Annotated in this window: 12 protein-coding genes; 11 read left to right on the top strand and 1 reads right to left on the bottom strand. The window is 51.1% G+C overall.

Annotated elements, in window-relative coordinates; translation table 11 throughout:
- Positions 1–6: 6 nt before the first annotated feature.
- Together serS and T504_RS0113415 are read left to right on the top strand one after the other, a co-directional pair.
- On the top strand, positions 7–1,290 hold the full coding sequence (gene serS / locus T504_RS0113420; protein WP_033171561.1) for a serine--tRNA ligase: 1,284 nt from the start codon (positions 7–9) through the stop codon (positions 1,288–1,290).
- 45 nt (positions 1,291–1,335) lie between these two features.
- Positions 1,336–1,908: a UbiX family flavin prenyltransferase gene (locus T504_RS0113415; RefSeq protein ID WP_033171560.1), complete on the top strand. Its 573-nt coding sequence runs from the start codon at positions 1,336–1,338 to the stop codon at positions 1,906–1,908.
- 81 nt (positions 1,909–1,989) lie between these two features.
- On the opposite strand, the gene rnhA is transcribed toward T504_RS0113415, so the two are convergent.
- Positions 1,990–2,682: a ribonuclease HI gene (gene rnhA, locus T504_RS0113410; RefSeq protein ID WP_033171559.1), complete on the bottom strand. Its 693-nt coding sequence runs from the start codon at positions 2,680–2,682 to the stop codon at positions 1,990–1,992.
- A gap of 198 nt (positions 2,683–2,880) precedes the next feature.
- Here rnhA and T504_RS0113405 point away from each other — a divergent pair, with 198 nt between their 5' ends.
- The 9 genes from T504_RS0113405 (at position 2,881) to T504_RS0113365 (ending at position 16,315) form a co-directional block, all read left to right on the top strand.
- Positions 2,881–3,651: an MlaE family ABC transporter permease gene (locus T504_RS0113405; RefSeq protein ID WP_033171558.1), complete on the top strand. Its 771-nt coding sequence runs from the start codon at positions 2,881–2,883 to the stop codon at positions 3,649–3,651.
- 27 nt (positions 3,652–3,678) lie between these two features.
- Positions 3,679–4,419: an ABC transporter ATP-binding protein gene (locus tag T504_RS0113400; RefSeq protein WP_033171557.1), complete on the top strand. Its 741-nt coding sequence runs from the start codon at positions 3,679–3,681 to the stop codon at positions 4,417–4,419.
- A gap of 3 nt (positions 4,420–4,422) precedes the next feature.
- Entirely contained in the window at positions 4,423–5,709 is a 1,287-nt protein-coding gene (locus tag T504_RS0113395) for an MlaD family protein (RefSeq protein ID WP_033171556.1), read from the top strand.
- Positions 5,710–5,780: 71 nt separating this feature from the next.
- Positions 5,781–7,259 (top strand): TolC family protein, encoded by a 1,479-nt coding sequence (locus tag T504_RS0113390; protein ID WP_081823482.1) that lies wholly within the window; start codon positions 5,781–5,783, stop codon positions 7,257–7,259.
- Positions 7,260–7,307: 48 nt separating this feature from the next.
- On the top strand, positions 7,308–11,651 hold the full coding sequence (locus tag T504_RS0113385; protein ID WP_033171554.1) for a translocation/assembly module TamB domain-containing protein: 4,344 nt from the start codon (positions 7,308–7,310) through the stop codon (positions 11,649–11,651).
- Between the two features lie 36 nt (positions 11,652–11,687).
- Positions 11,688–12,320, top strand: coding sequence for a sigma-70 family RNA polymerase sigma factor (locus T504_RS0113380; RefSeq protein ID WP_033171553.1), 633 nt, complete (start codon positions 11,688–11,690; stop codon positions 12,318–12,320).
- Positions 12,321–12,483: 163 nt separating this feature from the next.
- The gene (locus T504_RS14080) at positions 12,484–13,044 is read left to right on the top strand and encodes a hypothetical protein (protein WP_051635411.1); all 561 of its coding nucleotides are present in this window, start codon (positions 12,484–12,486) and stop codon (positions 13,042–13,044) included.
- 36 nt (positions 13,045–13,080) lie between these two features.
- Entirely contained in the window at positions 13,081–14,991 is a 1,911-nt protein-coding gene (locus T504_RS0113370; protein WP_033171552.1) for a BamA/OMP85 family outer membrane protein, read from the top strand.
- 28 nt (positions 14,992–15,019) lie between these two features.
- Positions 15,020–16,315, top strand: coding sequence for a hypothetical protein (locus T504_RS0113365; RefSeq protein WP_033171551.1), 1,296 nt, complete (start codon positions 15,020–15,022; stop codon positions 16,313–16,315).
- Positions 16,316–16,336 lie beyond the last annotated feature (21 nt).

Genomic DNA, 16,336 nt, shown 5'->3' with positions numbered 1-16,336 from the left:
AGAATTTTGTTAGACATGAAATTTGTCCGCGAGCATTTAGATGAAGTTCGTCAGATGCTCAAAAATCGCCACAATTCCTTGAATCTTGACGATTTCGAAGGCCTTGAGAAAAAGCGCCGCGAACTTTTGCAGCAGACGGAGACGCTGAAGAGTGAGCGCAATGCGGTTTCCAAGGAAATCAGTGTCATGAAGAAGAACAAGGAGAATGCGGATGAGCGCATCAAAGAGATGCGTGAAGTCGGTCAGAAAATCTCTGCTCTGGATGGAGAGCTCAAAGAGGTTGAGGGCAAATTGCGCGACATTTTGCTGCACATCCCGAACATTCCGCGTGAAGATGTTCCGATTGGCAAGGACGATACGGAAAATCCGGAAGTTCGTAAATGGGGAACGCCGCGTGAGTTTTCCTTTGAGCCGAAGGCACATTGGGATATTGGCACGGATCTCGATATCCTCGATGCAGATCGCGCTGCCAAGGTAACGGGAGCACGGTTTACGTTCTACAAAGGTATGGGGGCAAGATTGGAACGTGCCTGCATCAACTTCATGATGGATCTCCATGCGGATAAGCATGGTTATACGGAGATGCTGGCTCCCTACATGGCGAACAAAGACAGCATGACGGGTACGGGGCAGCTGCCGAAGTTCGCTGAGGATATGTTCAAGGTGGAAGGTCTTGACTACTACCTCGTTCCGACGGCAGAAGTACCGACGACGAACTATTATCGTGATGAAATTCTCGATGGCAAGATGCTGCCGCAGTATTTCAGCTGCTACACGGCTTGCTTCCGTGCTGAGGCTGGCAGCGCTGGACGCGATACGCGTGGTCTTATCCGCCAGCATCAGTTCAACAAGGTTGAGATGATTAAGTTCTGTACGCCGGAAACCAGCTGGGAAGAGCTGGACAAGATGGTAGACAATGCCGAGGATGTTCTGCGGCTGCTCGAAATTCCGTATCATGTTGTTAAACTTTGCACGGGCGATATGAGTTTCACGTCGGCAACTACTTATGATATCGAGGTTTGGTTCCCCGCGCAGAATAAATATCGTGAGATTTCGTCCTGCTCCAACTGCACGGACTATCAGGCTCGCCGCGCCAATATCAAGTTCCGCCGCGATGCTAAGAGCAAACCGGAATTCGTTCATACGCTCAATGGTTCGGGCTTGGCTGTTGGCCGTACGGTGGCAGCAATTCTCGAGAACTATCAGCAGGAAGATGGCAGCGTCATCGTCCCGAAGGTTCTCGTACCGTACATGGGTGGCGTCGAAGTCATTAAAAAAGCAGAGCTTTAAGTGTTTGAAATAGAAAGAGCCTCCCGTTTTGGGAGGCTTTTTTCCATGAAAGAAGGGGAGAAAGTGAAACTTGTGGTAGGTATCACCGGCGCTAGTGGCAGCGTCTATGCCTTACGGCTCATAGCGGTGGCTAAGGCGGCTGGTCATGAAGTCCATGCGGTGGTTACGGACAGTGGTTGGGATGTGCTGGAATATGAATGTGGCGTCAGCCGAGAGACGTTTTCCGCACAGGTCGACAAACTTTATGATAATGATAACGTGGGAGCTGCCATCGCCAGCGGTTCGTTTCGTACGGATGCGATGGTCATCCTGCCCTGCTCGATGAAGACAGCGGGAAGTATTGCGCATGGGATTTCGGATAATTTGCTGACCCGGGCAGCGGATGTGATGTTAAAAGAAGGACGCAAATTGGTAATCGTCCCGCGCGAAACCCCGATGCATGCGATTCATCTGGAAAATCTGCTGAAGCTGGCTCAGACCGGGGCACGCATTGTCCCTGCCTGTCCGGGGTTTTACCATCGTCCGCAGACGCTTGAGGATGCCATCGATATGATGGTAGGTAAGATCTGTGACCAACTCGGGATTGCACATAATTTGTTCGAACGCTGGCAGGGATGATAGCTGCAAGATGCTAGGAAAATCGATTGATAGAGAATAAGCTGTTGCACGGTTTTATCCGTCGGCAACAGCTTATTTTGCTTATTGATATTTCATGGCTTCGCTTTTGGCCAGCTGGTCGCAGCGTTCGTTGAGGTCTATGCCTACGTGGCCTTTGACCCAGTGGAAGGTAATTTGATGTTTTTGATAAAGGGTGTCGAGCTGCATCCAGAGGTCCTGATTCAAGACAGGATTGCCGTCGGCTTTTTTCCAGCCACGGCTTTTCCAGGATTTTAACCAGCCCTTGGTGAAGCCGTTCTTCAGGTATTGACTGTCGGTGTAGATGGCGATCTTAGCCGGTGTCTTGGGAAATGACATGGCAGCGATAGCAGCGGAAAGCTCCATGCGGTTGTTGGTAGTACTGGGGCTTCCCTCATGAAGTTCTGTGACTTCACCGGTATGGACATTGGTGACAACGGCGGCCCAGCCGCCAGGGCCGTCTGGGTTTCGGAGACAGGAGCCATCGGTGTAGATGACGTAATCCTGTTCGCTGTCGGGGCGCGTGGGGGTAGATGATGACGGGCGGGGATGAGGGGAGCGGCGGGGAGATGCGCTCGGGCGCTGCGGAGGCGCGGGGCGGTCACCGCCGTTTAACCAGGCTAGTGCTTCGGCTATATCGGTGAACCCCTTATAGCGGGCGCCGGCGTAGCCGTCTACCTGTTTCTTGCATTCCTCCCAGGTGGTAAAGATTCCGCAGACACGGCCGGCGCGGACGGCATAGACTTTCTTTGGCATTAGTGTTCCTCCTGAAGGTGATTTTGATTAAATTCTATTATATAGGAAAAATATTGAGAAAAGAAGCAGAAAAATTACCGGCAAAATAGTAAACTTATCTTTACTATTTGGAATATCTCTGCTAAAATCGAAAGGTAGTGTATGATATGCTTGGGCGTATTCTTTAAAATACGAAGCGATAGGGGAAAGGAGGAGATGATGCTGCTGAAACTGTTGGAATTCGTTGGTGCTTTTGTCATGCGCCGGCTGGAGGAGTTTGGCACAATCGTGCTCCTCTATCGGGATACTATGCGGGAATTGGGGCATCGGCCCAGACCGCGGCATATCCTGTCACAGATGTCGCATCTCGGGGTAGATTCGCTGTTGATTGTCAGCCTTACGCTGTTGTTTACCGGCGTAGTCTTTACGCTGCAGACTGCGGATATCCTCATTAAATTCGGTGCCCAGGGAACTATCGGTGGCATTATTTCGATTGCCATTGGCCGTGAGCTCGGTCCAGTGCTGGTCGGTGTCGTCTGTGCGGGCCGTGTTGGGTCGGCTATTACGGCAGAGATTTCTACGATGAAGGTTACGGAACAGATTGATGCGCTGCGGGTTATGGCGGTCAATCCGGTAAACTATCTCATCGTTCCCCGCATGCTGGCGTGTATGATTGTCGTGCCAATCTTAACGGTGTTCGGTGATGTTATCGGCGTCCTAGGGGGCTGGGTTATTGCCGTCTATTATTCGGGCATCAGCTCGTATCTATACATGAATTCTATCCACACTTTTGTGGAGGTCTTTGATCTTACCGGCGGTGTCATCAAGGCGGTCTTTTTCGGCAATGTCATCGCTGTGCTGGGGTGCTATTACGGACTTCATAGTCCGGATGGTGCCGAAGGCGTTGGTAAGGCGACGACCAAGACGGTTGTGTCGTCGATTATTGCCATATTTATCTTAAATGCGGTTTTGACTTTCATCCTTTACTAAGAAAGACTTTATATAATGTGAGGCATTATGATCCGACTTGTGGATGTGTGCAAGAGCTTTGGGGATAAAGAAGCCCTGCACCATATCAATCTGACAATCGAAGATGGGGAGACGCTTGCCATCATTGGGGGCTCAGGCTCAGGCAAGAGCACGTTGCTGCGTTTGCTGATTGGACTCATTCGGCCGACTTCGGGTGAAATCTGGATTGGCGATACGGAAATTTCGCAACTATCGGAGGAGCAGTTGGATAAGGTCCGGCTGCATATGGGAATGGTGTTTCAGTATTCTGCACTGTTCGATTCGATGACGGTGGGCGACAATGTGGCCTTCGGTCTCCGGGAACATACGGATATGCCGGAGGAAGAAATCCAGCGCGTTGTCGAGGAGAAACTCCATTTGGTGGGACTCGAGAATGTAGCTTCGCGAATGCCGAATGAGTTATCAGGTGGCATGAAGAAACGTGTCAGCTTGGCGCGGGCCATTGCCTTTGAACCGGAAATCATCTTTTATGATGAGCCGAGTTCGGGTCTTGATCCTATTATGACGGAAAAGATCGATGAACTCATCAGCCACACCCAGCAGGCACTCAAGGTGACTTCGGTGGTGGTTACCCATGATATGGCTAGTGCTTGCCGCATTGCGGACCGCATTGCCATGGTTTATGAGGGGGAACTCATTGCAGTGGATAGCGTAGAGAATTTCAAGAATATCAAGGATGAGCGGGTGCAGGCGTTTTTTCACACCCTGCGAACGGTTAAGGGGGCATGACGCATGAGTACAGAAGCAAAGGTCGGAGCATTTACTTTGGTTGGCTTGGCGCTGTTGGCTGGTGTCATAATCATGCTCAGTGGTTTTAAGTTGGGCGGCGATAAGGGCTATACCCTTTATGCTGGCTTCAATCAGGTCGTTGGGGTGGAACCGCAGTCGGTGGTAAGACTGTCAGGCGTTCCCGTTGGAAAGGTCAAGAAAATCCAGAACGATGGACAGGGCGTTACTGTGACGCTTTCCATCAATAGTGATGTAAAAATACCGAAAAGTTCCCAGGCAACAATCGGTTCCTCTGGCGTCATGGGAGAAAAATTCATCAACATCCTGCCGGCTGACCCATCGCTCGGCTGGGTAGAAAATGGAGATTACCTTATCGGACAGGATGAGGCCGGCATGGATACCATGTTTGCTGGACTCAGCAAAGTGGTGGATCAGGCGCAGGAACTTATGGCTGGTATGAATAAGATTGTCGGTAATGCAGAGTTCCAAGGCTCCGTAATCCAGATGGCCATGAATATGCGGGATGCTACGGCACATATCAATGGCATGATGGCGGCCTTTGAAAACATGGCCTTGACGAATCAGGGCAATATCAATCAGATGCTGGCCAACATGAACACGATGACTGCTAGCCTTAACCGTACAGCCAGTGCTGTGGAGTCAATGATGACGAATCTGGCTACGGTGGGAGCTGACCCGCAGACGGCGGAAAATTTACGGTTGACGCTTAATAATATTGCCGATACCAGTGAGAAAATCCGCGTGATTTCCGAAGGGATTGCCAAGGTAGCCGGTGATGAGAAAACCATTGAGGATACGAAGGCGATTATTCACAATGCCCGCAGTTTGACGGATAAGGCAGACAAGCTAAAGAAGAAGCTGGATACCATTGAGGTGTCATCGAATGCCGATTTGCTTTACAGCGGGATGAAGCATGATTGGAGCACAAACTTCAATATGAATGTGGATTCTCAGTCGGGGGCCTTTTTGATGATGGGGATTGATGATATCGGCAACGCCGATCGTGGTAATTTCCAGCTGGGATCACACTTTGGTGCTTTTGATGCCCGTGGTGGCCTGATCTATGGCGAAGCTGGTGTGGGACTCGATTCGAGAATCGGGTCGCATTTCAAGGTGTCAGCCGATGCCTATGATTTCGATGATCTGGCAGTCCGGCTGCGGGCTCAATACGACCTGGGCAGCAATGGAACCTCGCTGTTGGGGCAGTGGAATAATGTCAATGATAGAGAACGGCGCGCTGCCTACATTGGTTTGCGTCAGTCCTTTTAAGGATTTGGATAAAGGAGGATTTTATCTTGAAGACGAATAAAAGATTTTATAGAAAATTAACCGCTCTGGTTATGGGGGCTTTGACGGCTGTGTCGATTTCTGGGACGGCGCTCGCTGCGGATACGATTCAGCTGAATTTGGATGACAGCATTCAGATGGCTCTGGAAAACAACCGCAATATCAAATCGGCACTGGCTGACGTTGATGCTGCGAAATGGAATCTTTCGAATGCCCGCCGCCAGATGGGGCCGACGCTTTCCTGGACAACTGGTGCGTTTTCGTTGGGCGGTCGTGACTATGATGCGAAGAAAATCGATTCGCAGTACAGCAATGCCCTGCAGGTGGGAATGCCGCTTTATAATGGTTCCTTGCGCGCTGCAATCGATAAAGCTGGTTATGGCATCAATGCCGCTGATGTAACGCTTGAGAATACGAAGCAGGCAATCCGCTATCAGGCTACGGCGGATTATTATCAAATCCTGCAGTGCCGCAACCTTATCAATGTTCAGCAGGATGCTGTAAATACGCTTCGCGAGCATTTGGATAACGTCAATGCGCATTACAATGTCGGTACGGTAGCGAAATCGGATGTATTGGCTTCGCAGGTTCAGCTGGCAAATGCCCAGCAGGCGCTGGTAACGGCCCAGAACAATTATGATGTGGCCGTGTCGACCCTCAACAATGTCATCGGCTTGGATACCGATACGGTGCTGGATATCCGCGATCAGCTCGGTTATACGCATTATGATTTGTCGCTGGATGACTGCACGAAATTTGCTCTGGCGAATCGGGCTGATGGAGCCGCTTGCTACTATGCAGTTAAACAGGCAGAGGCTGGAATCAATGCCGCGAAGGCTGGCAACTATCCGTCGGTAAATGCTGTGGCCAGCAAGTCAATCGCTGGAGGCAAGGCTTTTAAGGACGAACAGTCGGAGGCTTGGCAGGCTGGTGCTCAGGCAACTTGGAATATTTTTGACAACGGGGTTACGTCGGCAAGTGTTCATGCGGCTGAGGCAACGCTGCTCAAAGCGCAGGAGGCTTCCCGCCAGCAGGACGAATCCATCAAGCTCGATGTCCGTACGGCTTACTTGAACCTCCAGGCTGCAGAGAAGAACATCGATACGACGAAAACCGCTGTGACGCAGGCAGAAGAGGATTATAAGATTGCCAATGTCCGTTATAGTGCCGGCGTCGGTACAAACCTTGACGTCATGGATGCCAATGAAAAACTGACGGAGGCCAAGACCAATTACTACACGGCGCTTTATAACTACAATACCAGCAAGGCGTCGTTGGATCGTGCGATGGGACTGCCGATTGATATCGATGTGGAAAAATACCGCGCATCGCGCCTGCAGGGCAATCGCCTGAAACAGGTCCGCGAGGATGCAAAGCTGCATGATGATGCTATCCTCGAATTGACCGAAGAGGCGAAACAGAACTCGAAGGAAGAGGCAAAAGCTGGCCGCAAAGCGGAACGTGAGGCACGTAAGGCTGCGAAGGCTAAGCATGCCGACAAAAAAGCAGTAAAAGAGGAAGCGGTGAAGTAATTCACCCGTTAAAATACAGCCACGGACCGGCTTTTTGAGGGGATTATCATGAAGCGGAAAACATTGGGAATATTGGCGGCAGGCCTGGGCCTCGTGCTCTTGGTGCTGGCTGGCCTTTGGTACTATATGCAGACCAGTGCTTTTATGGAAACGGCAGGTCGTACTGCGGCATCGACGGCGTCGGAGATGCTCGGCGTACGTATTGATGTCGGCAGCATAGAGGTGAAGTCTCTCCGCACTCTCGAAGTCCATGATGTGGCAGTTTATGATAAGCAGGCAGAGATCATTGCGCGTGCAGAAAAGGCGCAGGTGACCTACCGCCTGCTTTCTGCGCTTTCTGCGCCGGCTGAGGCGGTCAAGGAAATCGAAATCTCCAATGTGGAGGCAGTGGTAGCACAGCGGGAAGATGGCAGCTGGAACTTTGAGGATCTCATCAGCAAGACATCAGGCGGCCAGCAATTCCATGGCCTGGTTCGCGTGGAAAATGGACGCGTCATTGGACGCATGCAGGGGAAGGAGCTTACGCTGGAAAAGGTTTGCGGGTCCTTGGATATGGCGGATTATCCGGTCATGAAAGCCGAGATAAGCGGCGAAAATCAAGGAACGTTGGTGGAAGCTTCCGGCACCTTTGATGACGATCGGCAGATTGTGAATGCCAAAATAAATCATATGGATTTGGCCAATTATCTGGAGCTTGTGCCAGCTGGTGTGATTCCTCAGGATATTTCTGTAACCGGCGGCAAGGTAGAGGCTGCTCAAATCCACGCCTTCCGGGATGGCAGTAAATTATCGTTTACTGGTGATGCGGATTTCACGGATGGCGCCGTTCATATCATGGAAACGGATGTGACGGGAATCAAGGGACATGCGGCGTTTACCGATGCGGAGGCTTTGGTTTCTGTAGAGGCTGATGCAGCGGGACAGCATGCCAAGGCACATGGCAAAATACGTTTTGACACCGGAAATCCGTATCTTGATCTTACTGCTTCGTCGGAATCATTCGATCCCAGCCTGGTCCTTAAAAATCTTCCCTATCAGGGGGCGGCTGCTTTTGACGTGAAAGTACGTGGCACCATCAAGGATCCGTCCATCGAGGGACAGGTAAAAGTGGCGGAAGGTTCGGCGATGGATATTCCGTTCCAGAATCTTTCTGCGAAGGTTCGTTATCAGGACCAAAACGTGTTCGTGAAGGATTTGCGTGTTCAGGTATTTGGCGGTCAGGCCGAAGGAGAGGCTGCTATCGCGGCGGATAATCTTTCGTATACGGCGCATGTCAAGGCGTTAGGGGTTGACATGGGAGCATTGTCCGAGAAGCTGCCGCAGGCAGCTGTTGTGACTGGCAAGGTAACTGCGGATCTGGGAATCAGTGGCGTAGGGACCAGCCTCGACCAGCTTCAGGCTTACGGTAGTGCAAAACTTGAAAATGGTTCCTATGGTGCGTTGCCGATTGAAAATATCAATACTTCCTTCTACCTGGCTGGTGACAGCCTGCAGCTGGATTTTTTAAGCATCAATCTGCCCAATCATAGCCGGTTGGCAGCCGAAGGAACGATAGCAAATCTTTTGACAGCGCCCCGATTGGATTTGGCGTATTATGGTGCGCATTTTGACTTATCGCTATTGCAGAAAGTTGAGCCGAATGCTGATGTTACAGGCCTTAGTGATTTCAAGGGAACGGTTCAGGGGGATTTGGCGAATCCGCAGGTGGTTGTCAAGTTCTCAGGTTTGAAGGGAACTTTATTCAAGCAGCCGTTCGACAGCCTTAAACTGACTGCGAGCGGCAGTTTGGATGGGGTTCATATCGATGATTTCCTGATGGAGAAAGATGGCAAGGAAGTCTGGCGGGTAGCTGGGTCTGTCGGTTTTGCCGGGGAACGGAAACTCGACTTGCAGATTGATACCATGGGCGCACGGATGGAAGATATCGCGGCCTTGGTGGCACCGGACCAACCGATAACCGGTAATGTGGATAACATCATCAAGTTTACGGGTACGCTGGATAATCCGAAAGGCGTCGGCTATATTCATTTTTATCGCGGAAGCTATCGTGGAATCCTGCTGTCCGGAATGGATGGCGACTATTTCTTGGACGATGGCGTAATTCGCCTGCAGGATTTTCATGCCTATTCGCCGATGATTGACATGATTCTCAATGGTACGATCGATCAGAATCGGAATCTTTCGATGAAGGTTGAGGCGAAGGATATTGACCTCAAGCGCATTGAACACAAACTTCCCTATGAGGTAAGCGGACACGGGACGTTCAAGGGCGACATCAAAGGCAATGTGGACCGACCGGAATTTTACGGAATTTTGGATGCGCCGGATATTGTACTCAATGATCAGGAAATCAAGAATCTCCACGGCATGGTCAAATACCGCAATGGTAGTGTGGATGTAGACCAGTTCGGCTTCGAGCAGAATGGTGGTACCTATGATGCGGTGGCTTCCATCAATACGGAGACCAAGGTGATTACCGGCGATGTCGTTGTCCAGAATGCCGATATCAACGCGATTACGGCGCTGCTGAATCAGAAAAACGATTTGGTTCAGGGGCGGCTGAACTGCAGTGCGACTTTTGGGGGGACGGTGGATAACCCGCAGGTATCCGTCGATGGCAGCATGTCGAAGGGGACTGTTGGCGGCTATGATGTCCATGATGTGGACATTGATATGCAGCTGGTCGATCAGGTGGTGACCGTTAAGGAAATCGCAGGGAAACAAGGCAGCAAGGGTTTGTTCACCTTAACCGGCACTGTTGGCGTAGCGGCAGAGCAGCCTATCCAGGGAAAACTTTCGGCATCTGATCTGGAAATGGGCATGTTTGCCAAGGCCGTTGGAATACAGGCCAATGTCATCGGCACCGCGGATATTGAAGCGGATTTCGGTGGCTTTGTCACGAACCCGTCAGCTGACGTAACGATTAGCGGGCACAATGGGGGCGTACAGGGTTCCACTTTTGATAATTTGGATGGTGCTTTTCATTTGAAAAATGGCCTGATAACGGTGGACAAATTCACCGTCCAGAAAGCTGCCGGGGATAAAACGTATCAGGCGAGTGCCCAGGGAATCATTCCTTCACGGGCGATTTTTGCCGATAAGAATGAGCAGCTTGATGATATCGAGCAAATTCAGCTTACCGTATCGCTCGATCAGGCGGACTTATCACTTCTGCCGACTGTTTCTAAGCAGGTTGATTGGGCAGTGGGCGCAACGACAGGAAATCTAAAAGTCCATGGAACGCTCGCTCATCCACTGATCGATGGTACGGTAGGACTGGCCAGCGGCGCGGTGAAATGGAAGGCACTTGAAAAGCCGATAACGGATATGAATGCAAAAATCACCTTCGCCGGCAGCAAAGTGACAGTCCAGGAATTTTCTGGTAAAATGGGCGAAGGTACGTACTCTCTTACGGGTTCGCTGTTGCTGGATGGCGTTTCTCCGGATAAATACGATTTCACTTTAAAGGCTGACAAGCTGGATATACAGAGTGATTTTTTCCGTGGGCCAATTACTGGCGAAATGCATGTTTTCGATACCGATTTTTACGGGCGTCATATGCCTAAGATTTCGGGAACGGTGGATTTCCAGAACTGTATGATATCTGTTCCGACAATTCCTGAGGGAGACAGTAATCTTCCCGATGCCGTCATGGATATTCAGGTCAATGTGGGGAATAAAGTTCACTTCTATAGTTCTTATCTCTACGATTTGTATTTGGGTGGTCAGTTCCATATGGGAGGCATTGTCAGCCATCCGAAGATGTCTGGCAGTCTGCAGGTAAAACGCGGTGGCACGATAAATTATCTCAAGACCGAGTTTAAGATTCGTGAAGGGTTGGCGACGTTTGACCAGGTGGCTTCATTTCTGCCAAGTATCGAATTCTTTGCGGATACTCGTTTGACGCAGGCGAAGGTATTCCTTTCGGCTAAGGGACCGCTTGACAAGCTGGAAATCAAGTTGACGTCCAGTCCGGAAATGAGTCAGACACAGATTATTCAGCTTTTGACTTTACGGGATGCTTATAAGAATGGTCAAAAGAATATGAATGCAGGAGATATGCTTTCGGTAGGGATTCAGATGAGTTTCCTATCAGAGGTCGAAGACGTCCTGCGGGATTTCTTGTTCCTGGATCAGTTTACGATTTCTCGTGGTAGTGGTTCGATTTACGACCATCACGATTTAGAAAATGAAACAAACAAATACGATTTTAATGTTCAGATGGGAAAATATATCTCAGACCGGGTGATGGTAAAGTATACGCGCAGCCTTGGTGGTCAGAATGTCAATCGATATGGTATTCAGTATGACCTGAATGATAAATTGGGATTGACCTTTGACCGGGAAGGCAGTGGCTACATCGTCGGCCTCGAGGCGAGAATGTCCTTCTGAGCATTATCCGAATAATGATTAAAGGAGGTGAGCAGGATGCAATTTGAGCAGTACATCGCAGAGTTGAGCCGGGTACGGTTGTTAGAGCCAGCACAGGAACAAGTGTTATGGCACAGGTATAAAGAAGAGGGCGATGAAGAGGCAAGGCGCCTGCTCATAGAGTCCTATCAGCCGTTGGTTTTTAAACAGGCTTTGCCGTATCGTCAACTGCAATCCGTTATGGATATGGTACAGGAAGGCACGGTGGGACTTATTGAGGCCGTAGAACATTACGAACCAGAACGCGGGGTGGCATTCAGTTTGTTTGCCGTCCATCGCATTCGTGGGCGCATGCTGAATTTTCTTCAGAAGGAAGGGAGTTCGGATGTGGCCTGCATGGATGCACTGCCTGCGGATGGTGGAGATTCCCTCAAGGATAATTTGGCGGATATGAGCCCATCGGTGATGGAACAGGCGGAAAGCCATGAGCTTGCAAGCCGTCTCCACCAGGCGATAGATCGCCTGCCGGCAAAGGAAAAAGCCGTTTTGGAAGGGCTGTATATGCAAAGCGAGGCAGCTGGCGATATGGCGGAGGGGTTGCAGGTCAGTATCTCCCATGTCTACCGTTTGCAGAAAAACGGAATTCGCCGTGTGCGGGGAATGTTGTCACGTTTTATGCATAACTGGTGAATTCTGATGAAAATCAGTAAAAAACCGATAAAAAATGCTAAAAAATGGCAATAAACAGGGTTGCTTTAGGATAATCGTGCAAAATAGCAGGTCAAATAGCGAACTTCGTGTTGGATTATAATTCTAGAGAGTTTTGAGGATTGGAATCACAGGAGGGGGTTCTATGTCGGATCGGCGCAAAGCACAAAAAAATCATATACGTGCGGCCCGTGATTGGCTGGGACAGGCAGAACATTCCCTGGACAAAGAAAATGATGTCCGGGGGGAGTTGAACTTGATGCTGGCTAAGGCAGAGCTGGCTCAGGTAAAAGACAGCCCGCGCAGTGCTAAGCTAAAGCGCTGGGGCGGCCGTCTGTTGCCCGCGCTGGTGGCAGTCATCTTGGTGGTGGCGGGAATGGCGGTACTCCCTCAGGGGAAAAGTGTGCCGCTGGCGCCGCAGCAGGATGTTTCTCTGCCTTCGGAATCCGTGGCCGAAGGCAGTTCTTTGGGAGGGAGAGATCAGTCCCAGCCGAACCGCCCCGCCGAAACGGCTGCGCCGGCACCCGAGCAGCCGCCAATAAAAGCGGAGGGGCCGAGGACTCTGCCGGCAGAAGCTGCCAAGGAACAGCCGCGTGTCCTGCCCCCGCAAGAACAAGCGGCACCTGCCACCAAGAAATCCGGCCATGTACCGGATGCAGAAACACAGAAACTCATGCAGTCAGCGGGCAAAGCCCTGCGGCAGTAGTGATGATAGATATTTACACCTAGGAGGTTTTGATCCTTGAACAAAAAGAATGAAAGATTCCTTGCTTATGCGGTAGCGCTTGCTGCCAGCTTTTCGGTATTCCCAGGCGCTGCTTATGCTGCTGCCGATGTGACGGCTCCAGCCGCCAGTGCAGAGGCTTCGACGCAAGCAGCTGCAGAAAGTGCTGCAACCGAGCAGAAACCGGCAGAGGAAACGAAAGAACAGGCAAAGGATGCTGTCGATACGCGTACTCAGGAGTGGGGAAAAGTACGCCCCCAGGAAAAGGAAATCGCCGAACATATGAAGTCGTTTGAAGGTCAGACGATTGTCGATACGGCTTTTGAGGGAACGACGAAGTCGACAGAGGCTACGGCCAAAGCTGCAATTACGATGCATACAGGGGATATGTTCACGGTTAAGGGCTTGAACAAGGATCGCGATGCGATTTACAATACCGGTTATTTCTACGACCTCTATCCGACATTTGAAAAGGTTCCGGAAGGTGTAGTTATCACCTATCATGTATTGGAAAATCCAGTCCTCTCCAGTGTCAAAATCGTTGGCAATACCGTGGAGTCTGATGAGGTTCTCTACGGTCTGATTACGGTCAAGCAGGGCGACCTCTTGAACAGCCGCACACTCCAGCAGAACGTCCAGGCGATCCAGGATCAGTATCGCAAAGACGGTTATATTCTGGCGAAGATTACGGATATGAACATTGACCGTAACGGCAATCTCGTTTTGAAAATCAACGAGGGAACGCTGGAGAGCTACAAGATAAAAGGCAATACCAAGACGAAGGAGCGTGTCATTCTGCGCGAGATGCGCCAGAAGCCGGGTGAGCCCTTCAACTCGAAGCAGGCACGCCGCAGTCTTCAGCGCGTTTACAACCTCGGTTTCTTCGAAGATGTAAATATCAAGATGAATCCGGGCGTTGAGCCGAATGCCGTAGAGGTAGAGCTTGATGTCAAAGAGAAACGCACGGGTTCCTTCGGCATCGGTGCTGGTTACAGCAGCGAAGACGGTGTCATCGGCATGATCAGTGTCGGCGATACAAACTTCCGCGGCACGGGCGATGCTGTCAGCCTGACCTTTGAGAAGAGTGGCGACGATTCTGACGCCCATGGGTATTCTTTCTCCTATCGCAAGCCATGGCTTGATGATAAGGAAACAGCGGGAACCTTCCGCATTTATAACCGTACTTATGAATATGATGATTATGATACGGACGGACATCATAAAGAGTCTTATATGCGGAAATATTCCGGTGGTGAGATTACGTTGAGCCGTCCGGTAAGCGAATACTCTACGAACTACATTACGCTGCGCAACCGCAAGGATCAGTACGTACGTCATACGGAGAATGGTAATGCCGGTAATCGCCAAGGCACTCAGTGGGTGAAGGACAACTTTGGTACGACCCGCAGCGTTACCCTGGAGCATGTAACGGATACCCGTGACAATATCTACAATCCGACAACGGGCGGACGTATCAGCATCTCTGGTGAGGTGGCTGGCCTGGGGGCAGATTTTGACTTCCAGAAGATGACCATTGAAGACCAGCGTTATGTAAAGGTGGGCCATGCGCAGGTATTGGCGATGCGTGGCCAGTATGGTGCAGGCCGTGGTCATATTTCGGAGTTCAACTTGTTCAAGGTTGGTGGCCAGAGCAGCTTGCGCGGTTATCGTGAGGACCAGTTCCGCGGCACCCGTATGGCACTGGCGACCCTTGAGTACCGCTTCCCCATTGTTTCGAAAGTACAGGGCGCCCTGTTCACTGATTGGGGCGGTGCCTGGTACAATGATTGGGTACCGGGGGCGGACAATATCCAGGGCAGCGTAGGTGTCGGACTCTCCCTGAATACGCCAATCGGACCGCTGCGCCTCGATTATGGCCGCGGCAAGAATGGCGGTCGTGTCCACTTCACGGTAGGTGGCACGTTCTGATTGCCGAAGAAAGGAAGTGTCTGGCCGCATGAAGACCATCCTAGCCTTGCTGATGGCTCTTGGCTGGCTGTCTGTCTGCCAGCCAGTGGAAGCGGTGTCCGTGCAACGGGTGGAGAAGGTGACGGCTGTTGTTGCCGCCGCTGATAGCATGCCGCCATTGGTGCAGCAGCGCATGCAGCAGAGTGTTCAGGCGATAGCTGGACAACTTATCGATGGTCAGACGGTAGCGTCAGTCGAGGCGTCATGCCAGCAGAAGGAACAGCTTATTCATGAGGTGTTCGATAAGGTGTTGGTAGGCTATACGGTCCGTCAAGTGACGATTCATCCGGCGGCTGATACAAGGGTAGAGGTACTGCTTTTGCCGTGGTCAGAGGTTATTAGCAAGGTGGATGTCGATGTGCAGGTGGAGGGAATGCCGCCGCGTATGGAGGCTTTGGTCCGCAGGGACTTGGCAGATGTGGATAAGGTTTTCCAGGACGCGTTGACGGGACTTCCCACAGCAGCAACAGACTGGACCAATGGGGTGCTCAAGCATCATCTAAACGATTATTTGGCGGAACATCTGCCGGAATTCCGTGGCGATTTTGAGATTGACCCGGAACGCGAAGCCAGGGTAAAACTAGTAGTTTATCCAAAGCTTCCGGTGGTGCGGACGGTGGATTTATCCATGCGTTCGGATACGGTGCCTAATGTCACGCTGCTATCCCGCCGCGAGGTGATGCAGGATAAGGTGGATGATTTAGTCGGTGTTCCCGTGAAATTTATCAAGCGGCATGAACGGGAACTTTCCGAGCAGTTTGCACAGGAACTTGATGCGCTGACGGATTTTCGTTCCTATCATATGAAAACGACGGTCAGCATGGATGTGGCGGAAAGGCTGCATGTTATGAGCCGCTCGGATACGAGCCGTTATCGGCTCCGGTTGACTGGCTGGCTGGATATTGGGCGCAAAGATAAAAATGGCCATGAGGACAACGAGAGCTTGTTGTTCCGGTTCCATGCCGGAACGATGCTGTCCCAGCAGGATGAGTTGTTTTTGCTCGTAGATCTCATGCCTCAGGATATGGATTGGGGCTGGGCAGCTGGCTATGACCGCCGCCTTAGCTCGCGTACCCATGCACAGCTTCGCTATGATTTACACGAACGGCGTTTTATCATGGCAGCATCCCAGCAGTTAGCCCCGCGTTGGCTGCTGCGGTATGAGTATCGCTTCTTGGATAAGATTGGTGAGGCGGCCCTGTGCTACAAAATGCATGATTTCCTCGGTTTGGAATATCTGGCCGACCGTCATCAGAATTGGCTTCGTTTAGTTGGCAATTTCTGATTTTGGGCACAGGAGAATTGA

Source organism: Selenomonas sp. ND2010 (assembly GCF_000702005.1).
Lineage (GTDB): Bacteria > Bacillota > Negativicutes > Selenomonadales > Selenomonadaceae > Selenomonas_A.
This window is presented reverse-complemented; position numbering and strand designations above follow the sequence as displayed.

Excerpts from the sequence above, each read along its gene's own strand:
- T504_RS0113415 (WP_033171560.1), top strand. The coding sequence starts at position 1,336 with ATGAAAGAAGGGGAGAAAGTGAAACTTGTGGTAGGTATCACCGGCGCT.
- T504_RS14080 (WP_051635411.1), top strand. The coding sequence starts at position 12,484 with ATGTCGGATCGGCGCAAAGCACAAAAAAATCATATACGTGCGGCCCGT.
- T504_RS0113380 (WP_033171553.1), top strand. The coding sequence starts at position 11,688 with ATGCAATTTGAGCAGTACATCGCAGAGTTGAGCCGGGTACGGTTGTTA.
- T504_RS0113390 (WP_081823482.1), top strand. The coding sequence starts at position 5,781 with ATGGGGGCTTTGACGGCTGTGTCGATTTCTGGGACGGCGCTCGCTGCG.
- T504_RS0113365 (WP_033171551.1), top strand. The coding sequence starts at position 15,020 with ATGAAGACCATCCTAGCCTTGCTGATGGCTCTTGGCTGGCTGTCTGTC.
- T504_RS0113400 (WP_033171557.1), top strand. The coding sequence starts at position 3,679 with ATGATCCGACTTGTGGATGTGTGCAAGAGCTTTGGGGATAAAGAAGCC.
- rnhA (WP_033171559.1), bottom strand. The coding sequence starts at position 2,682 with ATGCCAAAGAAAGTCTATGCCGTCCGCGCCGGCCGTGTCTGCGGAATC.
- T504_RS0113385 (WP_033171554.1), top strand. The coding sequence starts at position 7,308 with ATGAAGCGGAAAACATTGGGAATATTGGCGGCAGGCCTGGGCCTCGTG.
- T504_RS0113395 (WP_033171556.1), top strand. The coding sequence starts at position 4,423 with ATGAGTACAGAAGCAAAGGTCGGAGCATTTACTTTGGTTGGCTTGGCG.
- T504_RS0113405 (WP_033171558.1), top strand. The coding sequence starts at position 2,881 with ATGCTGCTGAAACTGTTGGAATTCGTTGGTGCTTTTGTCATGCGCCGG.